We start from the raw sequence: 22,727 nt of genomic DNA on the forward strand, positions 1-22,727 counted from the left end.
CCATAGCGAGGGCCATTACACCCGATCCCATCCCGAACTCGGCCGTGAAATCCCTCCGCGCCTATGGTACTGCGTCTCAAGACGTGGGAGAGTCGGTCGCCGCCAGGTCCGCTCAGCGCACTGGAAACCCATCCTCCACACATCCTCACCCCTACCCTCTCCCGCGGGGTGGAGCAGCCCGGTAGCTCGTCAGGCTCATAACCTGAAGGCCGCAGGTTCAAATCCTGCCCCCGCAACCAAATACAAAAGCCCGCATGGCAGCTCTGCCATGCGGGCTTTTTGCTGCCCGCAAAGACCGCCCAAAACAGAACCCAGTGAACTGGCCCCGTTTGGCCGGACAGTAAGGCGCTTCCACGATAGGCCCTCATGAACCCGCGGGGCGGGCGCATTTTAAGGCCGGAATGTGGCCGCGGCCAGGACGGCGATGCCGGTTTCCTGCACCAGGGCGATGCTGTTCGCATGCCCGCTGCAAGGCGATGGCCAGCGCGGTCACGGCCCCGCTGAGCAGGATGACGCCCATGCCCAGACCGGCGGACAGGCCGGCAGGGAACAGCAGGGCGGCGAAGGCGATGCCGGCGCCGAGAGTGTCCAACCCGGCGATCAGCCCGACCAGGGCGGGGGCGAGCAGGCGCTTCATGCCCCGCCACCCCGGTATGCGCCGCGTAGATGCGCCCGGCTCCAGATCCTTGCACGCGAAGGCGGGTGTCCTGTCGATGTCATCGGGCGGGGTCCGGGGGAGGCCGATCAGAGCCGCGGGTGAGAAGCGCCAAGCCATAGCGTCCGCCCGCCCCTCCCGCTCGCCACCGGTGCAATGGGCGGCGGCCTGAACCCGCTGCCCCACGGGCGCTGCTTGTCTTTGTTCTTGACCTGTTCCCATGTGGGGCCGGCTCGGCTAGCATGCGCGCACCTGCCCGTCCCCCGGAGTGTGCCCCGTGGATACCCCCTTCGCTTTCGATCCCGCCTCGCTTCTGCTGGGTGCCGCCCTGGCGGCGGCGCTGGTCTTCGCGGCCATGCGCCAGGCCACCGCCCGCAGCCTGGGCGGGCTGGAGGCCGAGCGGGCCGCCCTGCTGGCGGAAAAGGAGTTCGCGCTGCACCAGCTGGAGGAGGCGCGGGGCGAGATGATCGAGCGCGACCAGCTATTGGCCGACCTCAACCGTCAGCTGGCCGATGCCCGCGCCGGCCGTGCCGCGGCGGAGACCACGGCGGCGCGCGTGCCCGAGCTGGAGCGCCGGCTGGAGTCGCTGCGCACGGCCCTGGCCACCGAGACGGCCCGCGTCGAGCGGCTGAGCGCCGACCAGGACGGGCTGCAGCAGCGGCTGACGGAGAACCGCGCGCTGCTGGCCCAGGCCGAAGCCCGCTTCCGCGAGGCGTTCCAGGCCCTGTCGGCCGATGCCCTGGCCGCCAACAACCGCAGTTTCCTGGCCCTGGCCCAGGCGCAGCTGGAGAAGTTCCAGGAGGCGGCCAAGGGCGATCTGGAGAAGCGGCAGCAGGCCATCGGCGAGATCGTGGCCCCGGTGCGCGACCGGCTGGAGCGCTTCGACCATGCGCTGCAGCAGATGGAGCAGGCCCGCGTCGGCGCCTATGTCGAGCTGAAGACCCAGGTGGCCGGGCTGATGGAGACGCAGAGCCAGCTGCGGGCCGAGACGGGCAATCTGGTCCGCGCCCTGCGCAGCCCCGCCGCCCGTGGCCGCTGGGGCGAGATCCAGCTGCGCCGGGTGGTGGAGATGGCCGGCATGCTGGACCATTGCGATTTCTTCGAGCAGGCCAGCCTGGATGGCGGCGAGCAAGGCCGGCTGCGGCCGGACCTGCTGGTGCGCCTGCCCGGCGGCAAGACCATCATCGTCGATGCCAAGGCGCCGCTGGAGGCCTTCCTTGACGCGGCCAATGCCAGCGACGATGCCGTGCGCCAGACCCAGATGGCCCGCCACGCCCGCCATGTGCGCGACCATATGAAGGGGCTGGGGGAGAAGCGCTATTGGAGCCAGTTCGAACAGGCGCCGGAATTCGTCGTCATGTTCCTGCCCGGCGAGAACTTCTTCTCCGCCGCGCTGGAGCAGGATCCGGCCCTGATCGAGGCCGGTATCGACCAGTCGGTGATCCCGGCCACGCCGACGACGCTGATCGCGCTGCTGCGCGCCGTCTCCTATGGCTGGCGGCAGGAGCGGCTGGCCCGCAACGCCCGTGAGATCAGCGATCTGGGCCGGGATCTGTATGAGCGGCTGGCGGTCATGGCCGACCATATGGCCCGGCTGGGCAAGGGGCTGGGCGGCGCCGTGGAGTGCTACAACCGGGCCGTGGCCAGCCTGGAAAGCCGGGTGCTGGTCACTGCCCGCAAATTCAAGGAGCTGAAGGCCGTGCCGGAGCAGGCCGAACTGGGCGAACTGGCGCCGCTGGAGCAGGTGCCGCGCAGCCTGCAGACGCCGGAGATCCAGCCCTGACGGCCCCTTCCCACCCGGCCCTGCCATGAGTGGCTTGACGCCGGCGCGGGCTGGCTCTATCTGCCAGCTATGATCTCCGGGCGCCGTCCGCCCCGGTCATTCCCCCGTGATTCTGCCGGAAGTCCGCCCGCATGTCGCTGTTGCCGATCCTGACCATCCCCGACACCCGCCTGAAGCAGACCTGTACGCCGCTGACCGGGGTGGATGGCCGCGTGGCGCAGCTGATGGATGACATGCTGGAGACCATGTACAAGGCGCCGGGCATCGGTCTGGCCGCGCCGCAGGTGGGCGTGCTGGAGCGGATCATCGTCGTCGACGTCACCGATCACAAGACCGAGACGCCGGCACCGCTGGCCATGGCCAATCCGGAGCTGGTCTGGAGCGGCGACGAGATGCAGGTGGTGCAGGAAGGCTGCCTGTCGATCCCGGAGATCTATGCCGACGTCACCCGGCCGCGTCAGATCCGCGTGCGCTATGTGGACCGCAACGGCGAGGTGCAGGAGATGGATGCCGAGGGGCTGCTGTCCACCTGCATCCAGCATGAGATCGACCATCTCAACGGCGTGCTGTTCATCGACCACCTGTCCAGCCTCAAGCGCAACATGCTGCTGCGCAAGTACAACAAGCAGCGCAAGGCGGGCTGAGCATGGCCCTGCGTCTGGCCTTCATGGGCACGCCGGACTTCTCGGTGCCCGTCCTGGATGCGCTGGTGGCGGCGGGCCATGACGTGGTCTGCGTCTACAGCCAGCCGCCGCGCCCGGCCGGGCGCGGCCACCAGCTGCAGGCCAGCCCGGTGCAGCGCCGGGCCGAGGCGCTGGGCATCCCCGTCCGTCACCCCAGGGGCCTGCGCAAACCGGAACCGCAGGCGGAGTTCGCTGCCCTCGATCTGGACTGCGCCGTGGTCGCGGCCTATGGGCTGATCCTGCCGAAGCCGATCCTGGAGGCACCGCGGCTGGGCTGCCTCAATGTCCATGCCTCGCTGCTGCCGCGCTGGCGCGGGGCGGCCCCCATCCAGCGGGCCATCCTGGCCGGCGACACCGAAAGCGGCGTCACCATCATGCAGATGGATGAGGGGCTGGACACCGGGGCCATGCTGCTGACCGGCACGGTGCCCATCGGTCCGCGCATGACCGCCAGCGACCTGCACGACGCGCTGTCGGCCCAGGGCGCCGAGCTGATCGTCCGCGCCCTGGCGGGGGTGGCCGCCGGCACGCTGCCCCCGCGGCCGCAGCCGCAGGAGGGCGTCACCTACGCCGCCAAGCTGACCAAGGAGGAGGGGCGGCTGGATTTCGGCCGCCCGGCGGTGGAGCTGGACCGGCAGGTGCGCGGGCTGACACCCTGGCCCGGCTGCTGGTTCGAGACGGCGGCGGGCGAGAAGATCAAGGTGCTGGCGGGCGCGCCGGTGGCGGGCACCGGTGCGCCCGGCACGCTGCTGGATGCGGATCTGACCCTGGGCTGCGGCAGTGGTGCCCTCCGGCTGCTGCGGGTGCAGCGGCCGGGCAAGGGGCCGGTCAGCGGCGCCGACTTCCTGCGCGGCTTCCCCCATACGCTCGGGGCGGCGCTGGCGGTGTAAGGGCCGCGGCCAGGCCGGCACGCGCATCACACCCGTGGTGACCGCGCCCGCAGCGGCGACCGGATACGGGCCTGGGCGCCCTGGTGCCTCACGGCCCGGATCCGCCGCGCAGAAGGGCGTCCGGCGTCAGGCCGGGTGACCCCCGGCCGGCGGCTTCGGCCGCCTTCACCGCGGCATGGACACGACGGTTGACCGGTGCCTCCAGCCCCGCGCGCCCGGCCAGATCCACCACGGCCCCCTGCAGCCAGTCCACCTCGGTCGGGCGGCGGAAATGCAGATCCTCCCACATGGATGAGCGCGCCTCGGGATCGATGCGCAGCATGCGCCCGGCCAGCAGGCGGAACAGCGGATCGGGCAGATCCAGCAGCCGGGGCAGCAGCGATGGGCGCACGGCCCCGATCCGGGCCGGGCGGATGCCGGCCGCCGCCAGGGCCGCCAGGGCTTCCCGCTGTTGCGCCGCCAGCAGCCGGCGCCAGCGCCGGTCGGCCAGTTCCGCGCGCAGGGGCAGGCCGCAGAGCGCATTCAGGGCGTTGTTGAGGTTCAGCAACAGCTTGCCCCACTGCACCGCCGGCATGTCCGCCGCCGCCGCCAGCGGCAGGCCCGGCACGGCCAGGATGTCGGTCAGACGATCCCCGGTCGCTTCCACCAGCACCGGCCCGCCGGTGGCGCGGTGGAACCGCCCCTGGCCGGCCTGGACCACGTTGAAGGGCACGGTGCCGGCCAGCACGCGGCGGCCCGGCAGGGCGCGGGCCAGAATGTCGGCGTTGCCGACGCCGTTCTGCAGGCTGAGGATGGTGGTGCCGGCCGGGCAATGGGCCGCCAGCAGGGCGGCCATGGCGGCGGTATCGCCGCTCTTCACCGTCACCAGCACCAGATCGGCGCCGCCCAGCACCGTGGCCGCGTCGGTGGACAGGGCCAGCGCCTCCGCCGGCAGGCGCCGGTCAGTGCCGTCGAGATCGGTGAGGTGCAGCCCGTGCCGGGTCAGCTCGTCGCACAGCCGTGGCCGCAGCAGGAACCGGACCTCGCGCCCGGCCAGGGCCAGACAGCCGCCGACATAACAGCCGATGCTGCCCGCACCGGCAATGGCGATGCGGCGGGCGGGCGACATCAGGGGGCCGGGCGGGAATGCAGGCGGGATCAGGCGCGGACGCCGCCGATGCCGCCGGCCACCAACCGGTCCACCTCGCCCTCCAGCTGCTTGCGCAGGCCCAGGGCGAAGAACAGTTCCGTGGTCAGGAACAGGGGCGCCACGAAGATCTGGAAGATGTTCTGCAGCAGGGCGGGCTTGTTGCCTTCGAACTTGTGGCCGAGAAGCTGGATGGCCCAGCCGATGACGAAGGCGGCGACACCGATGCCGACGGCCGTTCCCGTCTCCATCTGCGAGACCAGATCGGCCAGCCAGAGGAAGGGCAGGGTCAGCAGACCCACGGTGACGCCGATCAGCGCGTCCAGGCTGATGTAATAGACGGTCATCACGGCGACGAAGGCCATGGCCAGCGTCACAGGCTGGCCGGCCACCTCCATCCGCAGCGCGCTCATCGCCAGCAGCAGGCTGAACACGATGGTGGGGACACCAAAGAAGTGCGTCAGCTTGTTGTGCGGGTGACGGTGATAGGCGGCGTAGAAGGCCATGTGGCCGGCCAGCTTGCTCATGGGCGTTTCCTCGGTTCCCAGACAGATGGGCCTGCTCGGGCTCTGCGGCCCTCTTATAAACAGACCAATCGGTTTGTTTTTAGATTGGCCGGCGAATGATGGCAAGAGGTTTTCGTTTCATGCGGTACGATAGACACCGGCATCGGCCTGCCGAGAGCCGTCCGGGGTGTTCGGCGGCAGGCACCCGCCGGCGGCGCAGCCCAGAGTCGCGCCGGCCGGGTCGATGCGCGGCTTTAACCACGGGCGTCCCGGCTTCATTCTATGGGCATGAGGGGGACGGGGTCCCGCGGGGCGGTTCTGGACAGGGTCGGCCCGCGCGGCTAAGACACTCGGCTGGGATCAGCGGCGTTTCGGTTGTTGCGCCGGCTGCCCCCGTCCGGGCCATCTTCCGTTCCCGATCCGCCGGTTTCCCTGCCAGTTCAGGATGCAGCAATGACGACGCCTTCCGAGCCGTTCCGCCCCTATCCCGCCGCCGAGCCCAATCCGGACTTCCCCCGGATCGAGGAGGAGGTGCAGGAGACCTGGAAGCGCGAGCGGATCTTCGCGGAATCCGTCGACTTCCGCCCGGCGGACGCCCAGGGCCGGAGCAACGAATATGTCTTCTATGACGGCCCGCCCTTCGCCAACGGCCTGCCCCATTACGGGCATCTGGTCACCGGCTTCGTGAAGGATCTGGTGCCGCGCTACCAGACCATGCGTGGCCACAAGGTGCAGCGCCGCTTCGGCTGGGACTGCCATGGCCTGCCGGCCGAGCTGCAGTCGGAGAAGGAACTGGGCGTCAGCGGCCGCCACGACATCCTGGCCTACGGCATCGACAAGTTCAACGAGCACTGCAAGGTCTCGGTCCTGCGCTTCACCCACGAGTGGGAGTACTACGTCACCCGCCAGGGCCGCTGGGTCGATTTCCAGAACGACTACAAGACCATGGACCTCTCCTTCATGGAGAGCGTGATGTGGGCGTTCAAGCAGCTCTGGGACAAGGGGCTGGTCTATGAGGGCTACCGCGTGGTGCCCTACAGCTGGGCCGTGCAGTCGCCGCTGTCGAACTTCGAGACGCGGCTGGACAATTCCTACCGCGAGCGGCAGGACCCGGCGCTGACGGTGAAGTTCCGCCTGGACCCGCGCGACGGCGACCCCGGCCCGGTGGACATGCTGGCCTGGACCACCACGCCCTGGACGCTGCCCAGCAATCTGGCGCTGGCCGTGGGGCCGGAGATCGACTACGCCCTGGTTCGGCTGGGCGACAGCCATCTGATCCTGGCCGAGGCGGCGCTGGGCAAGTACGCCAAGGAGCTGGAGGGCCATGAGGTCGTCCGCACCCTGAAGGGCGCGGAGCTGGCCGGGCGCACCTATCAGCCGCTGTTCCCCTTCTTCGCCGACAAGGCCAAGGAGGGCGCCTTCCGCGTGCTGGCGGCCGATTTCGTCGCCACCGGCGACGGCGTGGGCATCGTCCATATGGCGCCGGGCTTCGGCGAGGACGACCTGAACACCTGCGTCGCCAACGACATCCCCGTGGTGGTGCCGGTGGATGTGGCCGGCAAGTTCACCAGCGAGGTGCCGCCCTATGAAGGCGTCAACGTCATCGAGGCCAATCCCCAGGTCATCAAGGATCTGAAGGCCCGGGGCGTGGTGCTGCGGCACGAGACCATCGTCCACAATTATCCGCATTGCTGGCGCACCGACACGCCGCTGATCTACAAGGCCGTCAACAGCTGGTATGTGGAGGTCAGCCGGTTCAAGGACCGGATGGTCGAGCTGAACAAGCAGATCAACTGGATCCCCGGCCATGTGAAGGACGGGCTGTTCGGCAACTGGCTGGAGAATGCCCGCGACTGGAACATCAGCCGCAACCGCTTCTGGGGTGCCCCCATCCCGGTGTGGAAGAGCGACGACCCGCGCTATCCCCGCCTGGACGTCTATGGCAGCCTGGAGGAGATCGAGCGCGACTTCGGCGTGAAGCCGGCCGATCTGCACCGCCCCGGCATCGACCAGCTGGTACGCCCGAACCCCGACGATCCCACCGGCAAGTCGATGATGCGCCGGGTGGAGGATGTGCTGGACTGCTGGTTCGAAAGCGGCTCCATGCCCTTCGCCCAGCTCCATTACCCCTTCGAGAACAAGGCCCGGTTCGAGCAGAACTTCCCGGCCGACTTCATCGTGGAGTATGTGGCCCAGACCCGCGGCTGGTTCTACACGCTGATGGTGCTGTCCACGGCGCTGTTCGACAGCATCCCGTTCAAGAACGTGATCTGCCACGGCGTGGTGCTGGACGAGCATAAGCAGAAGCTGTCCAAGCGCCTGCGCAACTATCCCGACCCGCAGGAGGTGCTGAACACCCAGGGGGCCGACGCGCTGCGCTGGTATCTGGTGTCGTCGCCGCTGATGGTGGGCGGTGACCTGGCCATGCCCAAGGACGCCCGCGGCATCGCCCAGGCGCTGCGCCAGGGCGTGCTGCCGCTGTGGAACGCCTACAGCTTCTTCACCCTCTACGCCAACATCGACGGCATCCGCGGCCGGATGCGGACCGAGTCCGCCGAGACCGCCTCGACCCGGGATCAGGCCGGCGTTCTGGACCGCTACATCCTGGCCAAGACGCGGGAACTGGTGGAGGGGCTGGCCGAACGGCTGGACGCCTACGACCTGCCCGGTGCCTACGCGCTGGTGCCCGGCTATTACGATGCGCTGAACAACTGGTACATCCGCCTGTGCCGCCCGCGCTTCTGGCGCGGGGCGGAGGGGGACGCCCAGGACAAGCGCAACGCCTATGACACGCTCTATACCTGTCTGGTCACGGTGGCCAAGGCGCTGGCGCCGCTGCTGCCGCATGTGACCGAGCGCATCCATGCGGCGCTGACCGGGGAGAAGAGCGTGCATCTGGCCGACTGGCCCGATGTGTCGGCCCTGCCCAGCGACCATACGCTGGTGGCGGAGATGGATCTGGTGCGCGAGATCTGCGCCGCCGGCCTGTCCATCCGCGAGTCCAAGAAGCTGCGCACCCGCCTGCCGCTGCGCGAGGTGACCATCATTCACCCCGATGCCGGTTTCCTCGACCCCTATCTGGGGCTGATCAAGCAGGAGCTGAACGTCAAGGGTTCGACCCTGACCACCGACATCGCCAAGGCCGGCACCCGCCAGCTGGCGGTCAATGCCGCCATTGTCGGCCCCAAGGTCGGCCCGGCCATGAAGGCGGTCATGGCCGCCTCGAAGCAGGGGCAATGGACCGACCGCGGCGATGGCACGGTGGAGGTGGCCGGCCAGATCCTGGGGCCGGGCGAGTTCGACATCCGCATCCAGACCAGGGAAGGGCTGAGCGCCGCCCGTTTCGCCGCCGGCAAGGGCGTGGTGGTGCTGGACACCCAGGTGGATGCCGAGCTGGAGAAGGAGGGCTGGGCCCGCGACTTCGTCCGCGCCGTGCAGCAGACCCGCAAGGATGCCGGCTTCCAGGTCACCGACCGCATCCGCATCGCCGCCACGGTGCCGGCGGAGGTGGCCGAGGCCCTGGCCGCCCATGCCGAGACGGTGAAGCGCGAGACGCTGGCCGTGGAGCTGGCGGTCAATGATGGCGGCCTGACCGGGGCCTGCACCCAGGTCGACCTGTCCGGCACCAGCATCCAGCTGGCCATCACCAAGGCCTGACGCAACCGGTCACCCGCCGCTCCGCATCCGGGGCGGCGGGGCGCGCCGGCCAAGGGCGCCGCCAGGCGCGGTGCCGGTCGCGGCACGGCCGGATATCCAAGGCCTGAAAAACAAGAAAGCCGGCCCAAAGGGCCGGCTTTTCTTTGCGGCGATCACGTCGGCGGAAGTGATCGGGACGGGATGGTGGGCGCGGGTGGAATCGAACCACCGACCTCTCGCTTATCAGGCGAGTGCTCTAACCCCTGAGCTACGCGCCCGTCCGTGGGGCGCTGAGATAGACAGGCTGGCGCGACCTGTCAAGCGCTTTCGTTGATTTTGTGATGATGCGGTTACAGACGGGGCGCCGGCGGCCGGTTCTTCCGGCCGGTCCGGGCACTCCGCCGCCCGTGTCCGGGCCGCCTTCGCCATTGGGGGAAGCTGGTCCGGCCCCGGCCCGGCCCCATATGCCGGAATGGGAACCATGCACCGGGGGAGGGGATCATGGGTTGGGCACGGGCCGTGGGGATGGCGGCGATGATCGGCGGGCTGTGGCTGGGCGGGTCGTCTGTGGCGTGGGCCGAACCGCAGCGCTTCGATGTCGATCCCGACCATGCCAGCATCGGCTTCCTGGTCAGCCATGCGGGCTTCGCCAGGGTGCTGGGCCAGTTCCTTGAGGTGGAAGGCGGCTTCACCTTCGACGAGCCGTCGGGGACCGTGTCCGATATCCGCATCGCGGTGGAGACCGACAGTGTCTTCACCGGGCACAAGGCCCGCGATGCCCATCTGCGCAAGAAGGACTTCCTCTGGGCCGATGAGCATCCGACCATGATCTTCGTCGGCCGCCGTGCCGAGCGGACCGGGGAGCGCACGGGGCGGATCGAGGGCGACCTGACCCTGCGCGGCGTCACCCGGCCGGTGACCTTGGATGTGACCCTGAACCGCACCGGCCCCTATCCCTTCGGCGATCGCCATTACGCCGTCGGTATCTCCGCCCGCGGCAGCATCCGCCGCAGCGATTTCGGCATGAATTATGGCGTGGCCGACGGTCTGGTGGGCGACGTGGTGGAGATCCTGGTGGAGATGGAAGGAAAGCGGCAGCCCTGACCCGGCAGGTCGGGTTCCTTTCGCCCATGCTCGATTGCGCCAGCGTCTTTCCGGGCAGGGCGTTTGCCACCCTGGCAGGAAGGGGGTATCAAGACACAATGGCGCAATCGGGCGGGTTTCCAGCATGTGTGGCGTAGCGGGCTTTCTGTCGAATCAGACCTGGCGGGATGCCGTGGATCTGTCCTGGCTGACGGCGGCCTGTGCCGCCGTTGAGCAGGTGTCCGCGACCGACCCGGCTGCCATGGCTGCGGCGCTGGACGCGCTGGCCGCCCGCTTCGGCGATCTGATGGCCTTCGGGACCCATGCGGCCCTGCTGGCCGATGCCGGCCTGCGCCAGCAGGTGACGGACGCAGCCACCGGGCTGGAGCGTCTGGAGCAGGCGGTGCGCCAGGGGCCGCAGGCCCGCGAGCCGGCACAGGAGCGTCTGGCCGAGCGGCTGCGCGACTATGCCTGGCAGCTGCGCCACGAGCTGGTGGACAATCTCGGCCGCTGCCAGGCCCTGCTGGCCGCTGTGGACGGCCCGGTGCGGCCGCAGCAGTTCGTGGCCTGGGGCATCGAGCAGGTGCTGGAGAATCTCGACCGGCTGGAGGTGCGGGGCCGCGACAGCGCCGGCATCGCCGTGCAGATCCATCTCGACCGGTTGGATGACACGGATGCCGCGGCCATCGGCGCGTGCATCGCCGCCGGCCGCGGCGGTTTCGACCGCGACGGTTCGGTGGTGCTGCACCGGCTGGCCGATGGCGGCGCCACCGTGCGTTTCGCCTACAAGACGGCCCAGCTGATCGGCCGGCTCGGCGACAATGGCGCCGCGATCCGGGCCCGCATCGCCGGTGACAGGCTGCTGTGGTCGGTTGCGGCCCAGGCGGCGGCGCTGACTGCCCTCGCCCATACGCGCTGGGCCAGCCATGGCGCCATCACCCTGCCCAACTGCCATCCGCTGAACGGGCGTCTGGCCGGCGACAATGCCCCGGCCCTGTCGGGCGATGCCGACACCATGGCCGTGCTCAATGGCGACGTGGACAATTACCGCGGCCTCAAGGAAGCCCTGGTGGAGGCGTCCGGGCAGGCCATCGAGGCCGAGGTGACCACCGACGCCAAGATCATCCCCGTGGTCTTCCGCCTGATCCCCGGCTCCGGCACGGCGGAGCGGGTGCTGTCGACCCTGCGCCGGCTGGAAGGCTCGGTCGCCATCGCCCTGATGCATCCGGAGGAGCCGGGACGCCTGCATCTGGGCCAGAAGGGGTCAGGACAGAGCCTGTTCGTGGCCACTGTGGCTGACGGTCTGATCCTGGCGTCGGAGAATTACGGGCTGGCGCCGCGCGCCCGCGCCTCGGTGCCGCTGGCCAAGGTGGAACAGGGCGGGCTGTCGGTGGTGCTGTCCACCCGTCCCGGCGAACCCGCCCTGTCGGCCCGCACCATCGATGATGGCGCTCCGGCCACGCTGAAGGCGGAGAGCATCGAGATCTTCAGCCGCGACATCTTCCGCGGCGCGTTCGAGCACTTCTTCGAGAAGGAGGTGCATGAAAGCGCCGACAGCGTGCGCAAGACACTGGTGGGCCGCTACCGCCGGCAGGGCCGGCGGGTGGACTTCCAGACGGCGGAGGCCGGCGAGGCGGGGCTGTGGGCCGCGCTGCGCGGCCGGCTGACCGATCCGGGCCGCCCGGCCGTCCGCCGCATCTATGTCACCGGGCAGGGGACGGCGGCCATCGCCGGCACCGGCATCGCCCATCTGCTGCGTCAGGCCCTGGCCGGCACCGCCATCCATGTGGAGGCCGCCAAGGCCTCGGAACTGTCCTCCGATCTGGAGGGGCGGCGCCTGGAGGACACGCTGGTCATCGCCATCAGCCAGTCCGGCACCACCACCGACACCAACCGCACGGTCGATCTGGCCCGCGCCGCCGGCGCCTGGATCCATGCCATCGTCAACCGGCGCAACAGCCCGCTGGTGCGCAAGGCCGACAGCCACCTGTTCACCAGCGACGGCCGCGACATCGAGATGGCCGTGGCCTCGACCAAGGCCTTCTACAGCCAGGTGGCGGCGGGCAAGCTGACGGCGCTGTGCATGGCCGATGTGCTGGGGACCCTGTCACCGGGGCAGATCCAGGAGGAGCTGGTGGCGCTGGAGGGGCTGCCGGCGCGCATCCGCGAGGTGCTGGCGGACGAGGCTTCCATCGCCGCCTGTGCCGAGCGCTACGCCCCGTGCAACCGCTACTGGGCCGTGGTCGGAAACGGCCCCAACAAGATCGCGGCGGAGGAGATCCGCATCAAACTGTCGGAGCTCTGCTACAAGTCGATCCCGGTGGACTATACCGAGGACAAGAAGCACATCGACCTGTCCACCGAGCCGCTGACCCTGGTGGTGGCCAACGACCTGCCGCCCGCCCTGGCCCAGGACACCGCCAAGGAAGTGGCCATCTTCAAGGCCCACGCCGGCAAGCCCATCGTCATCGCCGCCAAGGGCGAGACCTGCTTCGACAGCTATGCCGAGGCGGTGATCCGCGTGCCGTCCGCCGGAGCGGGGCTGGATTTCGTGCTGGCCACCGTGGCCGGTCATCTCTGGGGGTTCCACGCCGCCCGCGCCATCGACCGCCGCTCGGCCCCGTTCAAGGCGATGGGGGTGGCGCTGGAACAGATGCTCGTTGCCGCCGGCAAGGACGGCCCGGTCGATGGGCTGGTGGATTCTGCCGCCTGCGCCGGTCTGGCGGAACAGGTGGAGGCGGAACTGGTCCGCATCGCCGCGGGTGAGCTGGACGCGGCCCTGCCGCCCCGTGCCGTGGCCGGTCTGGCCCGGCTGGGGCAGGCCCTGCGTGGCGGTGGCAGCCTGACCCCGGCCAAGCAGAGGGAGCTGCTGACTGCCGGCCCCGGCCTGCTGCGGACCCTGTTCGAGGAGACCAGCCGCCCCATCGACACCATCCGCCATCAGGCCAAGACGGTGACGGTGGGCATTTCCCGGCCGGGCCGCGAGTTGAGCCCGCTGCTGCTGGCCGTCCTGGCCGATCTGGGGATCGCGCCGGCCGCCCTGGCCGAGCATGACCGGCAGACGCTGCTGGCCCTGTCGCCGGTGCTGACGGCGGTGCCGTCGGGCATGCTCTACCATGTCCGCGGCGATGGGGTGGAGACGTTGCTGCAGGCCGGGCCGCGGTCCGGACAGGCTGTGGGCGTGCCGTCGGGCTATGACCGGGCCAAGCCGGCGGCGGGCAGCAAGCGCCGCGCCCTGCGCCTGGGCCGGGCCGTGCTGTCCAGCGGTCCGCAGGGCCGGGAGAATCTGCTGCTGCTGCCGATCTTCGCCGGGGCCGACTGGACGCTGCAGGGGTTGGCGCTGCTGCATGTGGAGTTGCTGGCCCAGGCCAGCCTGCAGCAGAAGGCCGCCCTGCTGAAGGAGCTGCGGCTCTATGAGGATCTGGTGGACGCCTATAACGAGGCCGTCCATGGCGAGGCACGCGATGTCATGGCCTTCATCGCCGCGCAGTCCCCGCGCGACCTGGTCTTCGCGGCGCCGCAGGAGCTGCTGCGCGGGGTCCTGTGATCTCTCCTGCGTGACAAAACAGGCTGGAACGGCTTGATCGGGCGGGATCGTTAACCAGCCGGAAAGTTCCGGCGCCGCATGCTGTCCCCGGTTCCCGGAGGATGGTCATGCGGTCTGCCGTCATCGCCCTGCTGCTGTTCCTGCTGCCCCAGCCGGGCAGGGCCGATGAGCAGGCCGGTCCGGCGGCGCTGCCGGATCTGCCGTCGGCCAGCCTGACGGCCGGGCAGCAGGGCGACGCGGCGGTCCTGACCATCGATGGCATCATCACGCCGGAGCTGGCCCGGCGGTTCGATGCCGCCATGGCGGCACTGCCGCCGGGCCAGCCGCTGCTGCTGGATCTGTCCAGCCCCGGCGGCTACACCGAGGCCGGCTATGCCATGATCGACCGGCTGCTGGCGGAGCGGACGGCCGGCCGCCAGGTGGCCACCTTCGTGCGCGGCGGCCATGCCTGCGAGAGCATGTGCGTCGGCCTCTATATGGCGGGACAGACCCGCTATGCCGCGCCGGATGCCACTTTCATGGTCCATGCGCCACGCGGTCTGAACAGTGGCACCGTCACGGTGAAATCCACAGGCCGCATGATCGCCCGGCTGCTGGATCTGGGCGCGTCGGCCGCCTGGATCGACCGGGTGAAGCAGGACGGCGGCTTCAGTGGCCGCAAGGACTTCCGCGGCACGGCCGCGATGCTGGTGGCCGACGGCAGCAACGTGGTGACGGTGCTGCTGCCCTGAGCGGCGGCTTGCCGCCAGCCCACAGCCCTGACAGACTGTCATCGTTGTGTCTTTCAGCCTGTGGTGGCGGTGTGGATCTTCTGCTCCTCCAGGCCGGTCTGGATGCCGTATCGGACGGGGTTGCCCTGTTCGATCCCGATGCGCGTCTGGTGCTGGCCAATAGCCGGTTCTGCGCGCTTTTTCCCGGCAGCGCCGCATCCATCATGCCCGGCCAGACCTATGAGGTGCTGCTGCGGCGGGCGGTGGAGGCCGGTGACATCCTCTATCCCGTCGATCTGGACGCCGACGGTTATGTGCGGCAGCAGTTGGCAGGATTCCGCGCGCCGGGGCCACCGTTCGAATTCCGCCTGCGGGACGGCCGCATCATCCGCGGGCTGGACCGGCGCCAGTCCGATGGCAGCACCGTCTGTATCCGCAGCGATCTCAGCGCGCTGCGGCGCTGCGAACAGGGGCTGGCCGATTCCGATGCCCGCCACCGCCAGCTGCTGGAGCTGTCGCCGGGTGGCATCATCATCCATGACCAGCGCGGGATCGGCCGCTTCATCAACCGGGCCGGGCGGCGCATGCTGGGTCTGGACGAGGCGGACAATATCGGCCGCCTGACCCTGCTGCATTTCACCCCGCCGGAAACCCGCCCGCTGGTGGAGGCGTTGCTGCGGCGGGTGCTGACCGGGGAGGTGATCCGGCAGCGCCGGCTGCCCATGCGCCGCCGGGACGGAACCGTCATCACGCTGGAGCTGTCCTTCGTTCCCTTCTTCGCCGAAGGGGAGCGGCAGGTTCTGGTGCTGTTCCTGGACATCACGGCGGAGACGGCGGCCCATCTGCGCCTGCGTGAAAGCGAAGCCAGGGCCCGCAGCATCCTGGACACGGCGCTGGATTGCATCGTCAGCATCGATGCCGACGGGCTGATCCAGGAGTTCAACCCGGCGGCCGAGCGTATTCTAGGGTGGCGCCGGGTCGAGGCCGTGGGCCGGTCCCTGGTGGCCCTGATCGCGCCGCCGGGGCAGGCGGCGGACCATGTGCTGTCGCCGGAGCGGCTGCGGTCCGATGATACGGTCCTGGGCCGCCGGGTCGAGCTGGAGGTGATGCACCGGGACGGTCACCGGCTGCCGGTCGAGCTGGCCGTCACCGCCGTGCCGCTGGGGCCGGGGCGGCGCTACACCGCCTATCTGCGCGATCTCAGCGAGGCCAAGCGCATCCGCCGCGAGGTGGAGGACAAGACGCGCATCCTGGAAGCGATGATGGAGAGCGTCGGCATCGGGATCGAGGTCTATGACGCCGAGGGACAATTGCTGCTGGCCAACCGCCGTCTGGCGGAGCTGCTGGATCTTCCGCCCGACATGCTGCGGCCCGGCATGCGCGACATCGAGGTGCTGCGCTGGCTGGCCGAGCATGGCGAATATCCCGGCGAGACCGTGGAGGAAAGCCTGGCCGACTATGACCGGCTGAAGCGCGCCGGTGTCTGTTTTTCCGAGCGGCGCCGGCCCACCGGCCAATGGCTGCAGGTCCGGCATTTTCCCATGGCCGGGGGCGGCTATGTCGCCCTGTTCGCCGACGTCACCGAGCAGAAGGCGCTGGAGACCCAGTTGCAGCAATCCCAGAAGATGGAGGCGCTGGGGCAGCTGGCCGGGGGCATCGCCCATGATTTCAACAATCTGCTGTCCGTCATCGGCGGGTATGCCGGCATGGCCCGTCAGGCGGCGGGCGGTGACGGGCCGGTCCCCACCTATCTCGGCAAGATCCAGCGGGGGGTGGATCGGGCGGCGGCGCTGACCCGCGAATTGTTGGCCTTCTCGCGCCAGAAGGGGGGGCAGGCCCGGGTCGTCGATCTGGCCGCGGTGGTGCGCGACCAGGAATTCCTGCTGAAGCCGCTGCTGGGGGCCGGTATCCGCCTGACGGTGACCGTGCCCGCGCGGCCGGTCTGGGTGGCGGTCGATCCCGATCTGGCGGCACAGGCGCTGGTCAATCTGGCCATCAACGGCCGCGACGCCATGGCCGGGGATGGACCGCTGGCGGTGCGTCTGGAGATCGTCGGATCGGGGCCGCCGGGGCTGGAGGACCGCACCTGCGCCCTGTTGGCGGTGGAGGATCGCGGCTGCGGCATGGATGAGGTGGTCAAGGCCCGGATCTTCGATCCCTTCTTCACCACCAAACCACCGGGCCAGGGGACCGGGCTGGGGCTGTCCATGGTCTATGGCGTGCTGAAGCAGGCCAACGGTGCCGTGACCGTGGAGAGCGCGCCGGGCACGGGCGCCTGTTTCCGCTTGTGGTTCCCGCTGGCGGCGGAACCGGATGCCGACCCGGCCGGGATCGCGCCGGAATCCGCCGGGATCGATGGCGGCGGTGCCTGCCTTCTGGTGGCCGAGGATGAACCCGATCTGCTGGAGATCATCCGGACCTGCCTGGAAGCGGCCGGATACCGCGTCCGCTGCGCCACCGACGGGGTGGAGGCACTGGAACGGCTGGAGGAGGGCGGGGTCGATCTGCTGCTGAGCGATCTGGTCATGCCCAATCTGGGGGGCTTGCGCCTGACGCAACTGGTTCGGGAGCTCTATCCCGACCTGCCGGTGGTGCTGATGACGGGCTATGCCGGCCGGAGCGGTGGTGGCGGACCGATTGACCTCCCGCAAAACGTGCCGATGATCTATAAACCCTTCGAGCCTTCCCATCTGTCGGAGCTCATCGCCCGGACCCTGGCCGGGCAGACGCCGTGCCGGACGGAGCCGCTTGCATGACCCGCCTTTACATTCCCGAAGATCCGATCCGCAGCCTGCGGGTCCTGGTCGTCGAGGATCAGATGCAGACCCGGGGCTGGATCGTCGACATGCTGCGGGTCATGGGCATCCGCGAGGTGCTGGCCGCGGCCGATGGCGTCGATGCGCTGCGCCTGGTCAAGGAACAGGTGCGCATGATCGATCTCATCATCTGTGACTGGGCCATGCCGCGCATGACGGGCATCGATCTGCTGGCCGCGGTGCGTCAGATCGAGCCGGAGATGCCCTTCATCATGGAAACCGGACATGGCACCCGCGACCATGTCATGGCCGCGCGCCAGCACGGGGTGACCGCCTTCATCGTCAAGCCCTTCTCCGCCGCACAGCTGGAGGCGAAGGTCCGGATGGTGGCCAAGGGCCGCCCGCCGCGGATGATCGCCGGCTCCTACTGACCGGTGCATCTGCCGCAACAGTCCGTCGCCATATCGGCGGATTATCCTGTGCCTGCCCGTGTGGAACAGTGGTCCGTAGCGAAGCCGGCCTGTCAGGGCCGGCCGATCTGCCGAGGACCCGCCCGATGACCGCACTTCCCGCCCTGTTCCTGTCCCATGGTTCGCCGATGCTGGTGGTGGAGGACGGGCCGGCCCACCGTTTTCTTGGTCATCTGGGCGCCGCCTTGCCCCGGCCCCGCGCCATCCTGGCGGTGTCGGCCCATTGGAGCACGGCCCAGCCCGTGCTGTCCGCCGCGGCCCAGCCGGACACCATCCACGATTTCGGCGGCTTTCCGCCGCTGCTCTACCAGATGCGCTACCCGGCCCCGGGCGCACCGGATCTGGCCGTGGCCGTGGCGCAGCGTCTGACCGCCGCCGGGCTGCCGGCGGCCCTGCATGCCGATCGCGGCCTCGACCATGGAGCCTGGGTGCCGTTGACACTCATCTATCCCGGGGCCGACATCCCGGTGCTGCAACTGTCGATCCAGCGGCACCGCGATCCGGCCCATCATCTGGCCCTGGGTGAGGCCTTGCGGCCCCTGCGGGACGAGGGTGTGCTGATCCTGGCGTCCGGCGCCCTGACCCACAATCTGGGCGAGATCACCGGCCGTGGCGCGGTGGCGCCGGCCTGGGTGCAGTCCTTCGCCGACTGGATGGGGACAGCGTTGCTGGAGGGACGGCGGGCCGATCTGCTGGCGTACCGGGCGCGGGCGCCGCATGCCGCCCGCAACCATCCCACCGATGAGCATCTGCTGCCGCTGTTCACCGCGCTGGGCGCGGGAACGCCGGGCGTCCCGCCCCGCGTCCTGCATCGCAGCACCACCTATGGCGTGCTGGCCATGGACGCCTTCGCCTTCGCGTGAGGCCGATGCCGGTCAGTTGCCGGTGGGGACCCAGGGGATGCGGGCCACGGGCACGCCCTCGTCGCGCAGCCGCTCGGCCTCGTCGCTGCTGGTCTCACCATAGATGGCGCGGGCGTCCGTCTCGCCATAATGGATGCGCCGCGCTTCCTCGGCGAAGCGCTCGCCCACATAATCGGCGGACTCCTCGACCTTGCGGCGCAGTTCCCGCAGCTGCGTCAGGATCTCCGCCTGCTGTGCCTTGTCCCCGGCACCATCGCCGCCGCTGCCCGGGATGGCGGCCGCTGCCGGCTCGGGCCGGCCCTTGGCGATGCGCGGCGCCATCGGCGCCTTGTCGATGCCGCTGTCGCCGCAGACCGGGCAGGTGATGGCCTGCGCCGCCGCCTGGGCCTCATAGGCCGCGCCATTGCGGAACCAGCCCTCGAAGCGGTGGCCATGGCTGCATTTCAGTTCAAACAGGATCATCGTCGCGGTCCGCCGCCCGGGTCCTCGGAATCTCGGCAACAGAGGTGTCACATCCACTGCACAATGTGGTAGGGCAAAGCGGTTCAGCAAGCCGCATCCTTGCAGGGAAGCCGTGCCATGACGCCAGCCGTTCCACCCGCGGTCCCGCATCCGCTGGCCGGCCCGCCCGCGGCCTGGGTGGCGCGCTTCGCGCCGCTGCTGCGGCCGGGTGGGACGGTGCTGGACCTGGCCTGCGGCGCCGGGCGGCATCTGCGCCTGTTCCGCGACCGCGGCCATCCCGTCACCGGTGTGGATCGGGATCTGCGGGGCGTGGCGGACCTGCGCGATCAGCCGATGGTCACGCTGGTCGAGGCGGATCTGGAGAACGGCAATCCCTGGCCGCTGACCGGGCGGTTCGCCGGCATCGTGGTGACCAATTACCTGTACCGTCCCCTGTTCCCGGCCCTGCTGGACAGTCTGGAGCCGGGGGGCGTGCTGCTGTACGAGACCTTCGCCCAGGGCAACCAGCGCTTCGGCCGGCCGTCCAGCCCGGCCTTCCTGTTGCGCAGCGGCGAGTTGCTGGACCTGGTCCGTGGCCGGCTCCAGGTCGTGGCCTATGAGCATGGCGAGGTCGCCAGCCCCAAGGCCGCCGTGGTCCAGCGTCTGTGCGCCGTGCAGGACCGGACGGCAGTGCCCGATCTCGGCGGGGATCCCGAACCGCGGCCGCTGCCGGCGGTCTGAGCCTGTCGTTGGATTGTTATAGTCCATATGGTTTGTTCGCCAGAACCATAAGAATGCATATAAACTCCCTGCCCGCCGGATAGGCGCCGGGAGGACAGGGAGACATGGACGCTCTACGCTTCGTCATCGATCCGGCCCCCTTCATGCCGCATGGCATGTGCCTGCTGTGGGACCCGGTGCTGATCTGGCTGCATCTGCTGTCCGACGGTGCCATCGGGCTGGCCTATTTCTCCATTCCGGTGGCACTGGTGGTCTTCGCCCGCCGCCGCCGCGATCTGGCGTACAAATGGATGTTCCTGCTGTTCGGCGCCTTCATCTTCGCCTGCGGCACCACCCATTTCTTCGGGGCCTGGACCCTGTGGAACGCCAATTACGTGGCGGAGGGACTGGTGAAGGGCTTCACCGCCATCGTCTCCATCGCCACGGCCACCCTGCTGTGGCCGCTGATCCCCCGCGCCCTGGCGCTGCCCAGCCCGGCGGCCCTGCGCCAGGCCAATGCCGCCCTGTCGGCCCAGATCGCCGAACGCATCCGGGCCGAGGAGGATGTGCGCCACAGCAATGCCCGGCTGAACGAGGCCATCAAGGCGCTGCGGGCCAGCGAGGCGCGCTACGCCGGCATCGTCAACAATGCGGCCGACGCCATTTTCGTGCTGGCGGTGGAGCCGGACGGCAGTCTGCGCTATGCGGCGGCCAACCCGGTGCTGCTGCGGCTGCTGGAGCGCGGCGAAAGCGGGGTCATCGGGGCGGTCCCAGGCGATATCCTGTCGGCGGAAGCCAGCGCCATGCTGGAGCGGCAGGCCGGCGCCGCCATCCGCACCCGGGCGCCGGTGCAGTTCGAAACACAGGACGAGATATCGGGCCGGCGGCAGGTGTTCCAGACGCTGCTGGCCCCGGTGCTGGAGCCGGAAAGCGGTACCGTGGTGCAGATCATCGGCACCGTCCGCGATCTCACCGCCTATCGGGCGCTGCAGCAGGACCTGGCGCAGGCGGCCAAGCTGGCGACCCTGGGCACCATGGCCGCCGGTGTCGCCCACGAGGTGAGCCAGCCGCTGAACGCCATCCGCATCACCGCCACCGACTGCGTCGAGGTGCTGGCCGAGACGGCGCCCGACCTGGACTATGTCCGCGAGGGGCTGGTCACCATCCGCGACCAGTCGGCGCGCATGGGCGGCATCGTCGATCAGATGCGGCAGTTCGGCCGCCGCGAGACGCGCGAACCGGCCGCTTTCGACCCGGCGGAGCCGGTGCGCCGGGCGGTGTCCCTGCTGGAGCGTTCCTTTGCCAGCGAGGATGTGGCGCTGACGCTGGCCATGCCGGACAGCCTGCCCCCGGTGCAGGGTCAGCCCAACCGGCTGGAACAGGTGGTCATCAATCTGCTGACCAATGCCCGCGACGCCATTGGCGAGCGGCGGCAGGCCGATCCCGCCGCTCCCCCCGGACGCATCCATCTGTCCGCGGCGGCGGAGGGGGCGGCCGTGCGCATCCTGGTGGAAGACAACGGCACCGGACTGTCGCCGGAGGCGGCGGCCCATCTGTTCGATCCCTTTTTCACCACCAAGGATGGCGACAAGGGCATGGGGCTGGGTCTGTCGATCTGCGCCAGCATCATCGGCGGCATGGGGGGCCGGATCGAGGGCCACTCCCGGCCCGGCGGGGCCAGTTTCAGCATCACCCTGCCGCAGCGGCAGGACCCGGGAGGACATCCATGACGGAGGCGGCCATGACCGACACGGCACCCGTCCACCTGCTGCTGGTGGATGACGAAGCCATCAGCGCCCTGGCGCTCGAACGGTTCCTGAAGCGCCGGGGCTTCCGCGTCAGCCTGGCCCATGACGGGCTGCGGGCGCTGGAACTGGCCGAGGCCGATCCGCCGGCCCTGCTGGTCACCGACATGCGCATGCCCCGCCTTGGCGGCGCCGATCTGGTCCGCCGCCTGCGGACGGCCCGGCCCGACCTGCCCGTGGTGGTGGTCACCGGCTACATGTCCAGCGATCCCGAGGCGGAAGGATTGTCGGGACCAGGGACAACGGTCATGACCAAGCCCCTGGACCCCGAGGCGCTGCTGCGCACGGTGCGCGGCCTGCTGGGGATCGGTTGAGACAGTTCCCCCGGTCGGGAGCGCTCACTGTGACCCGGCGGCAAGGCGGTCGCGCATCATCGTTACCCACAGCCGGCGCAGGGCCCGGTGCTCTGTGGCGCTGCCGCCGCCGGTGGCGACCTCCTGGATGGACATGCCGCGCAGCAGATAGACGCTCATGGTCATCAGCTCGCCCAGGCGGGCCGGGGACAGGTCGGTCTGCCCCAGCGAGGCGCCCCAGCTTTCGCCGACGGCGGCGATGAAGGCGCGGAACACGGGGGCCAGCCGGGATTGCAGGTCGGCGTCGGTACGGCAGGCCAGCGCCACCTCGAACAGCACGTCGCGGTGGCGGCCCTGGTAGAAGCGCGACCAGGCCGCCTCCAGCAGCAGGTCCAGCCGGTCCTGGCCGGGGTCCGGCGCCATGGCCGCCACGCTGCGGGCGGCGGCGACGGACTGGAACAGCATGTCCTCCGCTGCCAGGGCCACCAGCTCGCCCTTGCTGGCGAAATGATGGGCCCAGGCCCCGCGGGACACGCCGGCCCGGCCCAGGATGTCGGAGAGGGAGGCCCCGGCATACCCGTTGGCCGACAGGCTGTCGAGGGTGGCCTCCACCAGCCGCCGGCGCATGTCGCGCCGCCGCTGGTCCTGGGATCGCCGCTGCGGCCGCCCGGCGGCCTCCGACGGGGAAGGAGGGGTCTCGACCATTCCTGTTGCTAGGCCGGCCCGGCCCGACGGGTCAAGGCCCGTCCGGCCCTTTCCG

18 protein-coding genes, 2 tRNA genes and 1 rRNA gene are annotated in these 22,727 nt (G+C 69.9%); 15 read left to right on the plus strand and 6 right to left on the minus strand.

Annotation, left to right across the window (positions count from 1 at the left end; all coding sequences use genetic code 11):
- Together rrf and DK368_RS03040 are read left to right on the plus strand one after the other, a co-directional pair.
- Positions 1 to 108, plus strand: a 5S ribosomal RNA gene (rrf, locus tag DK368_RS03035); the annotation flags it as partial.
- 54 nt (positions 109 to 162) lie between these two features.
- Positions 163 to 239: transfer RNA gene (locus DK368_RS03040), tRNA-Met, on the plus strand.
- Positions 240 to 364: 125 nt separating this feature from the next.
- Here DK368_RS03040 and DK368_RS21230 read toward each other — a convergent pair.
- On the minus strand, positions 365 to 637 hold the full coding sequence (locus DK368_RS21230) for a hypothetical protein (protein WP_155524455.1): 273 nt from the start codon (positions 635 to 637) through the stop codon (positions 365 to 367).
- Between the two features lie 295 nt (positions 638 to 932).
- Between DK368_RS21230 and DK368_RS03050 the strand changes: the two genes are divergently transcribed.
- The 3 genes from DK368_RS03050 to fmt all read left to right on the plus strand — a co-directional run bounded on the left by DK368_RS03050 (position 933) and on the right by fmt (position 4,011).
- Entirely contained in the window at positions 933 to 2,438 is a 1,506-nt protein-coding gene (locus tag DK368_RS03050; protein WP_240002316.1) for a DNA recombination protein RmuC, read from the plus strand.
- A 131-nt stretch (positions 2,439 to 2,569) separates the two neighbouring features.
- On the plus strand, positions 2,570 to 3,082 hold the full coding sequence (def, locus tag DK368_RS03055; RefSeq protein WP_114392103.1) for a peptide deformylase: 513 nt from the start codon (positions 2,570 to 2,572) through the stop codon (positions 3,080 to 3,082).
- Between the two features lie 2 nt (positions 3,083 to 3,084).
- On the plus strand, positions 3,085 to 4,011 hold the full coding sequence (gene fmt, locus DK368_RS03060; protein ID WP_114392104.1) for a methionyl-tRNA formyltransferase: 927 nt from the start codon (positions 3,085 to 3,087) through the stop codon (positions 4,009 to 4,011).
- Positions 4,012 to 4,099: 88 nt separating this feature from the next.
- Here fmt and DK368_RS03065 read toward each other — a convergent pair whose 3' ends face one another.
- Both DK368_RS03065 and DK368_RS03070 read right to left on the minus strand, forming a co-directional pair.
- Positions 4,100 to 5,119: a 2-dehydropantoate 2-reductase gene (locus tag DK368_RS03065; RefSeq protein WP_114392105.1), complete on the minus strand. Its 1,020-nt coding sequence runs from the start codon at positions 5,117 to 5,119 to the stop codon at positions 4,100 to 4,102.
- A 29-nt stretch (positions 5,120 to 5,148) separates the two neighbouring features.
- On the minus strand, positions 5,149 to 5,664 hold the full coding sequence (locus DK368_RS03070) for an Mpo1 family 2-hydroxy fatty acid dioxygenase (RefSeq protein ID WP_114392106.1): 516 nt from the start codon (positions 5,662 to 5,664) through the stop codon (positions 5,149 to 5,151).
- Between the two features lie 432 nt (positions 5,665 to 6,096).
- On the opposite strand from DK368_RS03070, the gene ileS reads away from it, so the two are divergent.
- Positions 6,097 to 9,300 carry an isoleucine--tRNA ligase gene (gene ileS / locus DK368_RS03075; RefSeq protein ID WP_114392107.1) on the plus strand — a complete coding sequence of 1,068 codons (3,204 nt, stop codon included), beginning with the start codon at positions 6,097 to 6,099 and terminating at the stop codon, positions 9,298 to 9,300.
- A gap of 181 nt (positions 9,301 to 9,481) precedes the next feature.
- On the opposite strand, the gene DK368_RS03080 is transcribed toward ileS, so the two are convergent.
- A tRNA-Ile gene (locus tag DK368_RS03080) sits at positions 9,482 to 9,557 on the minus strand.
- 223 nt (positions 9,558 to 9,780) lie between these two features.
- On the opposite strand from DK368_RS03080, the gene DK368_RS03085 reads away from it, so the two are divergent.
- The 6 genes from DK368_RS03085 to DK368_RS03110 all read left to right on the plus strand — a co-directional run bounded on the left by DK368_RS03085 (position 9,781) and on the right by DK368_RS03110 (position 18,708).
- On the plus strand, positions 9,781 to 10,383 hold the full coding sequence (locus tag DK368_RS03085; RefSeq protein ID WP_114392108.1) for a YceI family protein: 603 nt from the start codon (positions 9,781 to 9,783) through the stop codon (positions 10,381 to 10,383).
- Between the two features lie 124 nt (positions 10,384 to 10,507).
- Positions 10,508 to 13,909: an SIS domain-containing protein gene (locus DK368_RS03090; RefSeq protein ID WP_114392109.1), complete on the plus strand. Its 3,402-nt coding sequence runs from the start codon at positions 10,508 to 10,510 to the stop codon at positions 13,907 to 13,909.
- A 107-nt stretch (positions 13,910 to 14,016) separates the two neighbouring features.
- Positions 14,017 to 14,640 (plus strand): ATP-dependent Clp protease proteolytic subunit, encoded by a 624-nt coding sequence (locus tag DK368_RS03095; RefSeq protein ID WP_114392558.1) that lies wholly within the window; start codon positions 14,017 to 14,019, stop codon positions 14,638 to 14,640.
- Positions 14,641 to 14,711: 71 nt separating this feature from the next.
- Entirely contained in the window at positions 14,712 to 17,375 is a 2,664-nt protein-coding gene (locus DK368_RS03100) for a PAS domain-containing hybrid sensor histidine kinase/response regulator (RefSeq protein WP_162305838.1), read from the plus strand.
- On the plus strand, positions 17,372 to 17,806 hold the full coding sequence (locus tag DK368_RS03105; protein WP_114392111.1) for a response regulator: 435 nt from the start codon (positions 17,372 to 17,374) through the stop codon (positions 17,804 to 17,806). Before DK368_RS03100 ends, DK368_RS03105 begins: the two co-directional genes overlap by 4 nt.
- A 125-nt stretch (positions 17,807 to 17,931) precedes the next feature.
- Positions 17,932 to 18,708: a dioxygenase family protein gene (locus DK368_RS03110; RefSeq protein ID WP_114392112.1), complete on the plus strand. Its 777-nt coding sequence runs from the start codon at positions 17,932 to 17,934 to the stop codon at positions 18,706 to 18,708.
- 12 nt (positions 18,709 to 18,720) lie between these two features.
- Here the strand turns inward: DK368_RS03110 and DK368_RS03115 are convergent, their stop codons facing one another.
- Positions 18,721 to 19,170, minus strand: a complete 450-nt coding sequence (locus DK368_RS03115; RefSeq protein ID WP_114392113.1) for a DUF1178 family protein — start codon at positions 19,168 to 19,170, stop codon at positions 18,721 to 18,723.
- A gap of 117 nt (positions 19,171 to 19,287) precedes the next feature.
- On the opposite strand from DK368_RS03115, the gene DK368_RS03120 reads away from it, so the two are divergent.
- From DK368_RS03120 to DK368_RS03130, 3 genes are all read left to right on the plus strand, one after another.
- Complete coding sequence (locus DK368_RS03120) at positions 19,288 to 19,890, plus strand: class I SAM-dependent methyltransferase (protein WP_114392114.1); 603 nt, start codon at positions 19,288 to 19,290, stop codon at positions 19,888 to 19,890.
- Between the two features lie 104 nt (positions 19,891 to 19,994).
- Positions 19,995 to 21,599 (plus strand): sensor histidine kinase, encoded by a 1,605-nt coding sequence (locus DK368_RS03125; RefSeq protein WP_114392115.1) that lies wholly within the window; start codon positions 19,995 to 19,997, stop codon positions 21,597 to 21,599.
- Positions 21,596 to 21,988: a response regulator gene (locus DK368_RS03130; RefSeq protein ID WP_114392116.1), complete on the plus strand. Its 393-nt coding sequence runs from the start codon at positions 21,596 to 21,598 to the stop codon at positions 21,986 to 21,988. Before DK368_RS03125 ends, DK368_RS03130 begins: the two co-directional genes overlap by 4 nt.
- Before the next feature lie 24 nt (positions 21,989 to 22,012).
- Here the strand turns inward: DK368_RS03130 and DK368_RS03135 are convergent, their stop codons facing one another.
- Positions 22,013 to 22,672, minus strand: a complete 660-nt coding sequence (locus DK368_RS03135) for a TetR/AcrR family transcriptional regulator (protein ID WP_114392117.1) — start codon at positions 22,670 to 22,672, stop codon at positions 22,013 to 22,015.
- Positions 22,673 to 22,727: the final 55 nt, after the last annotated feature.

Source organism: Oleisolibacter albus, from assembly GCF_003336875.1.
Classification (GTDB): domain Bacteria; phylum Pseudomonadota; class Alphaproteobacteria; order Azospirillales; family Azospirillaceae; genus Niveispirillum; species Niveispirillum album.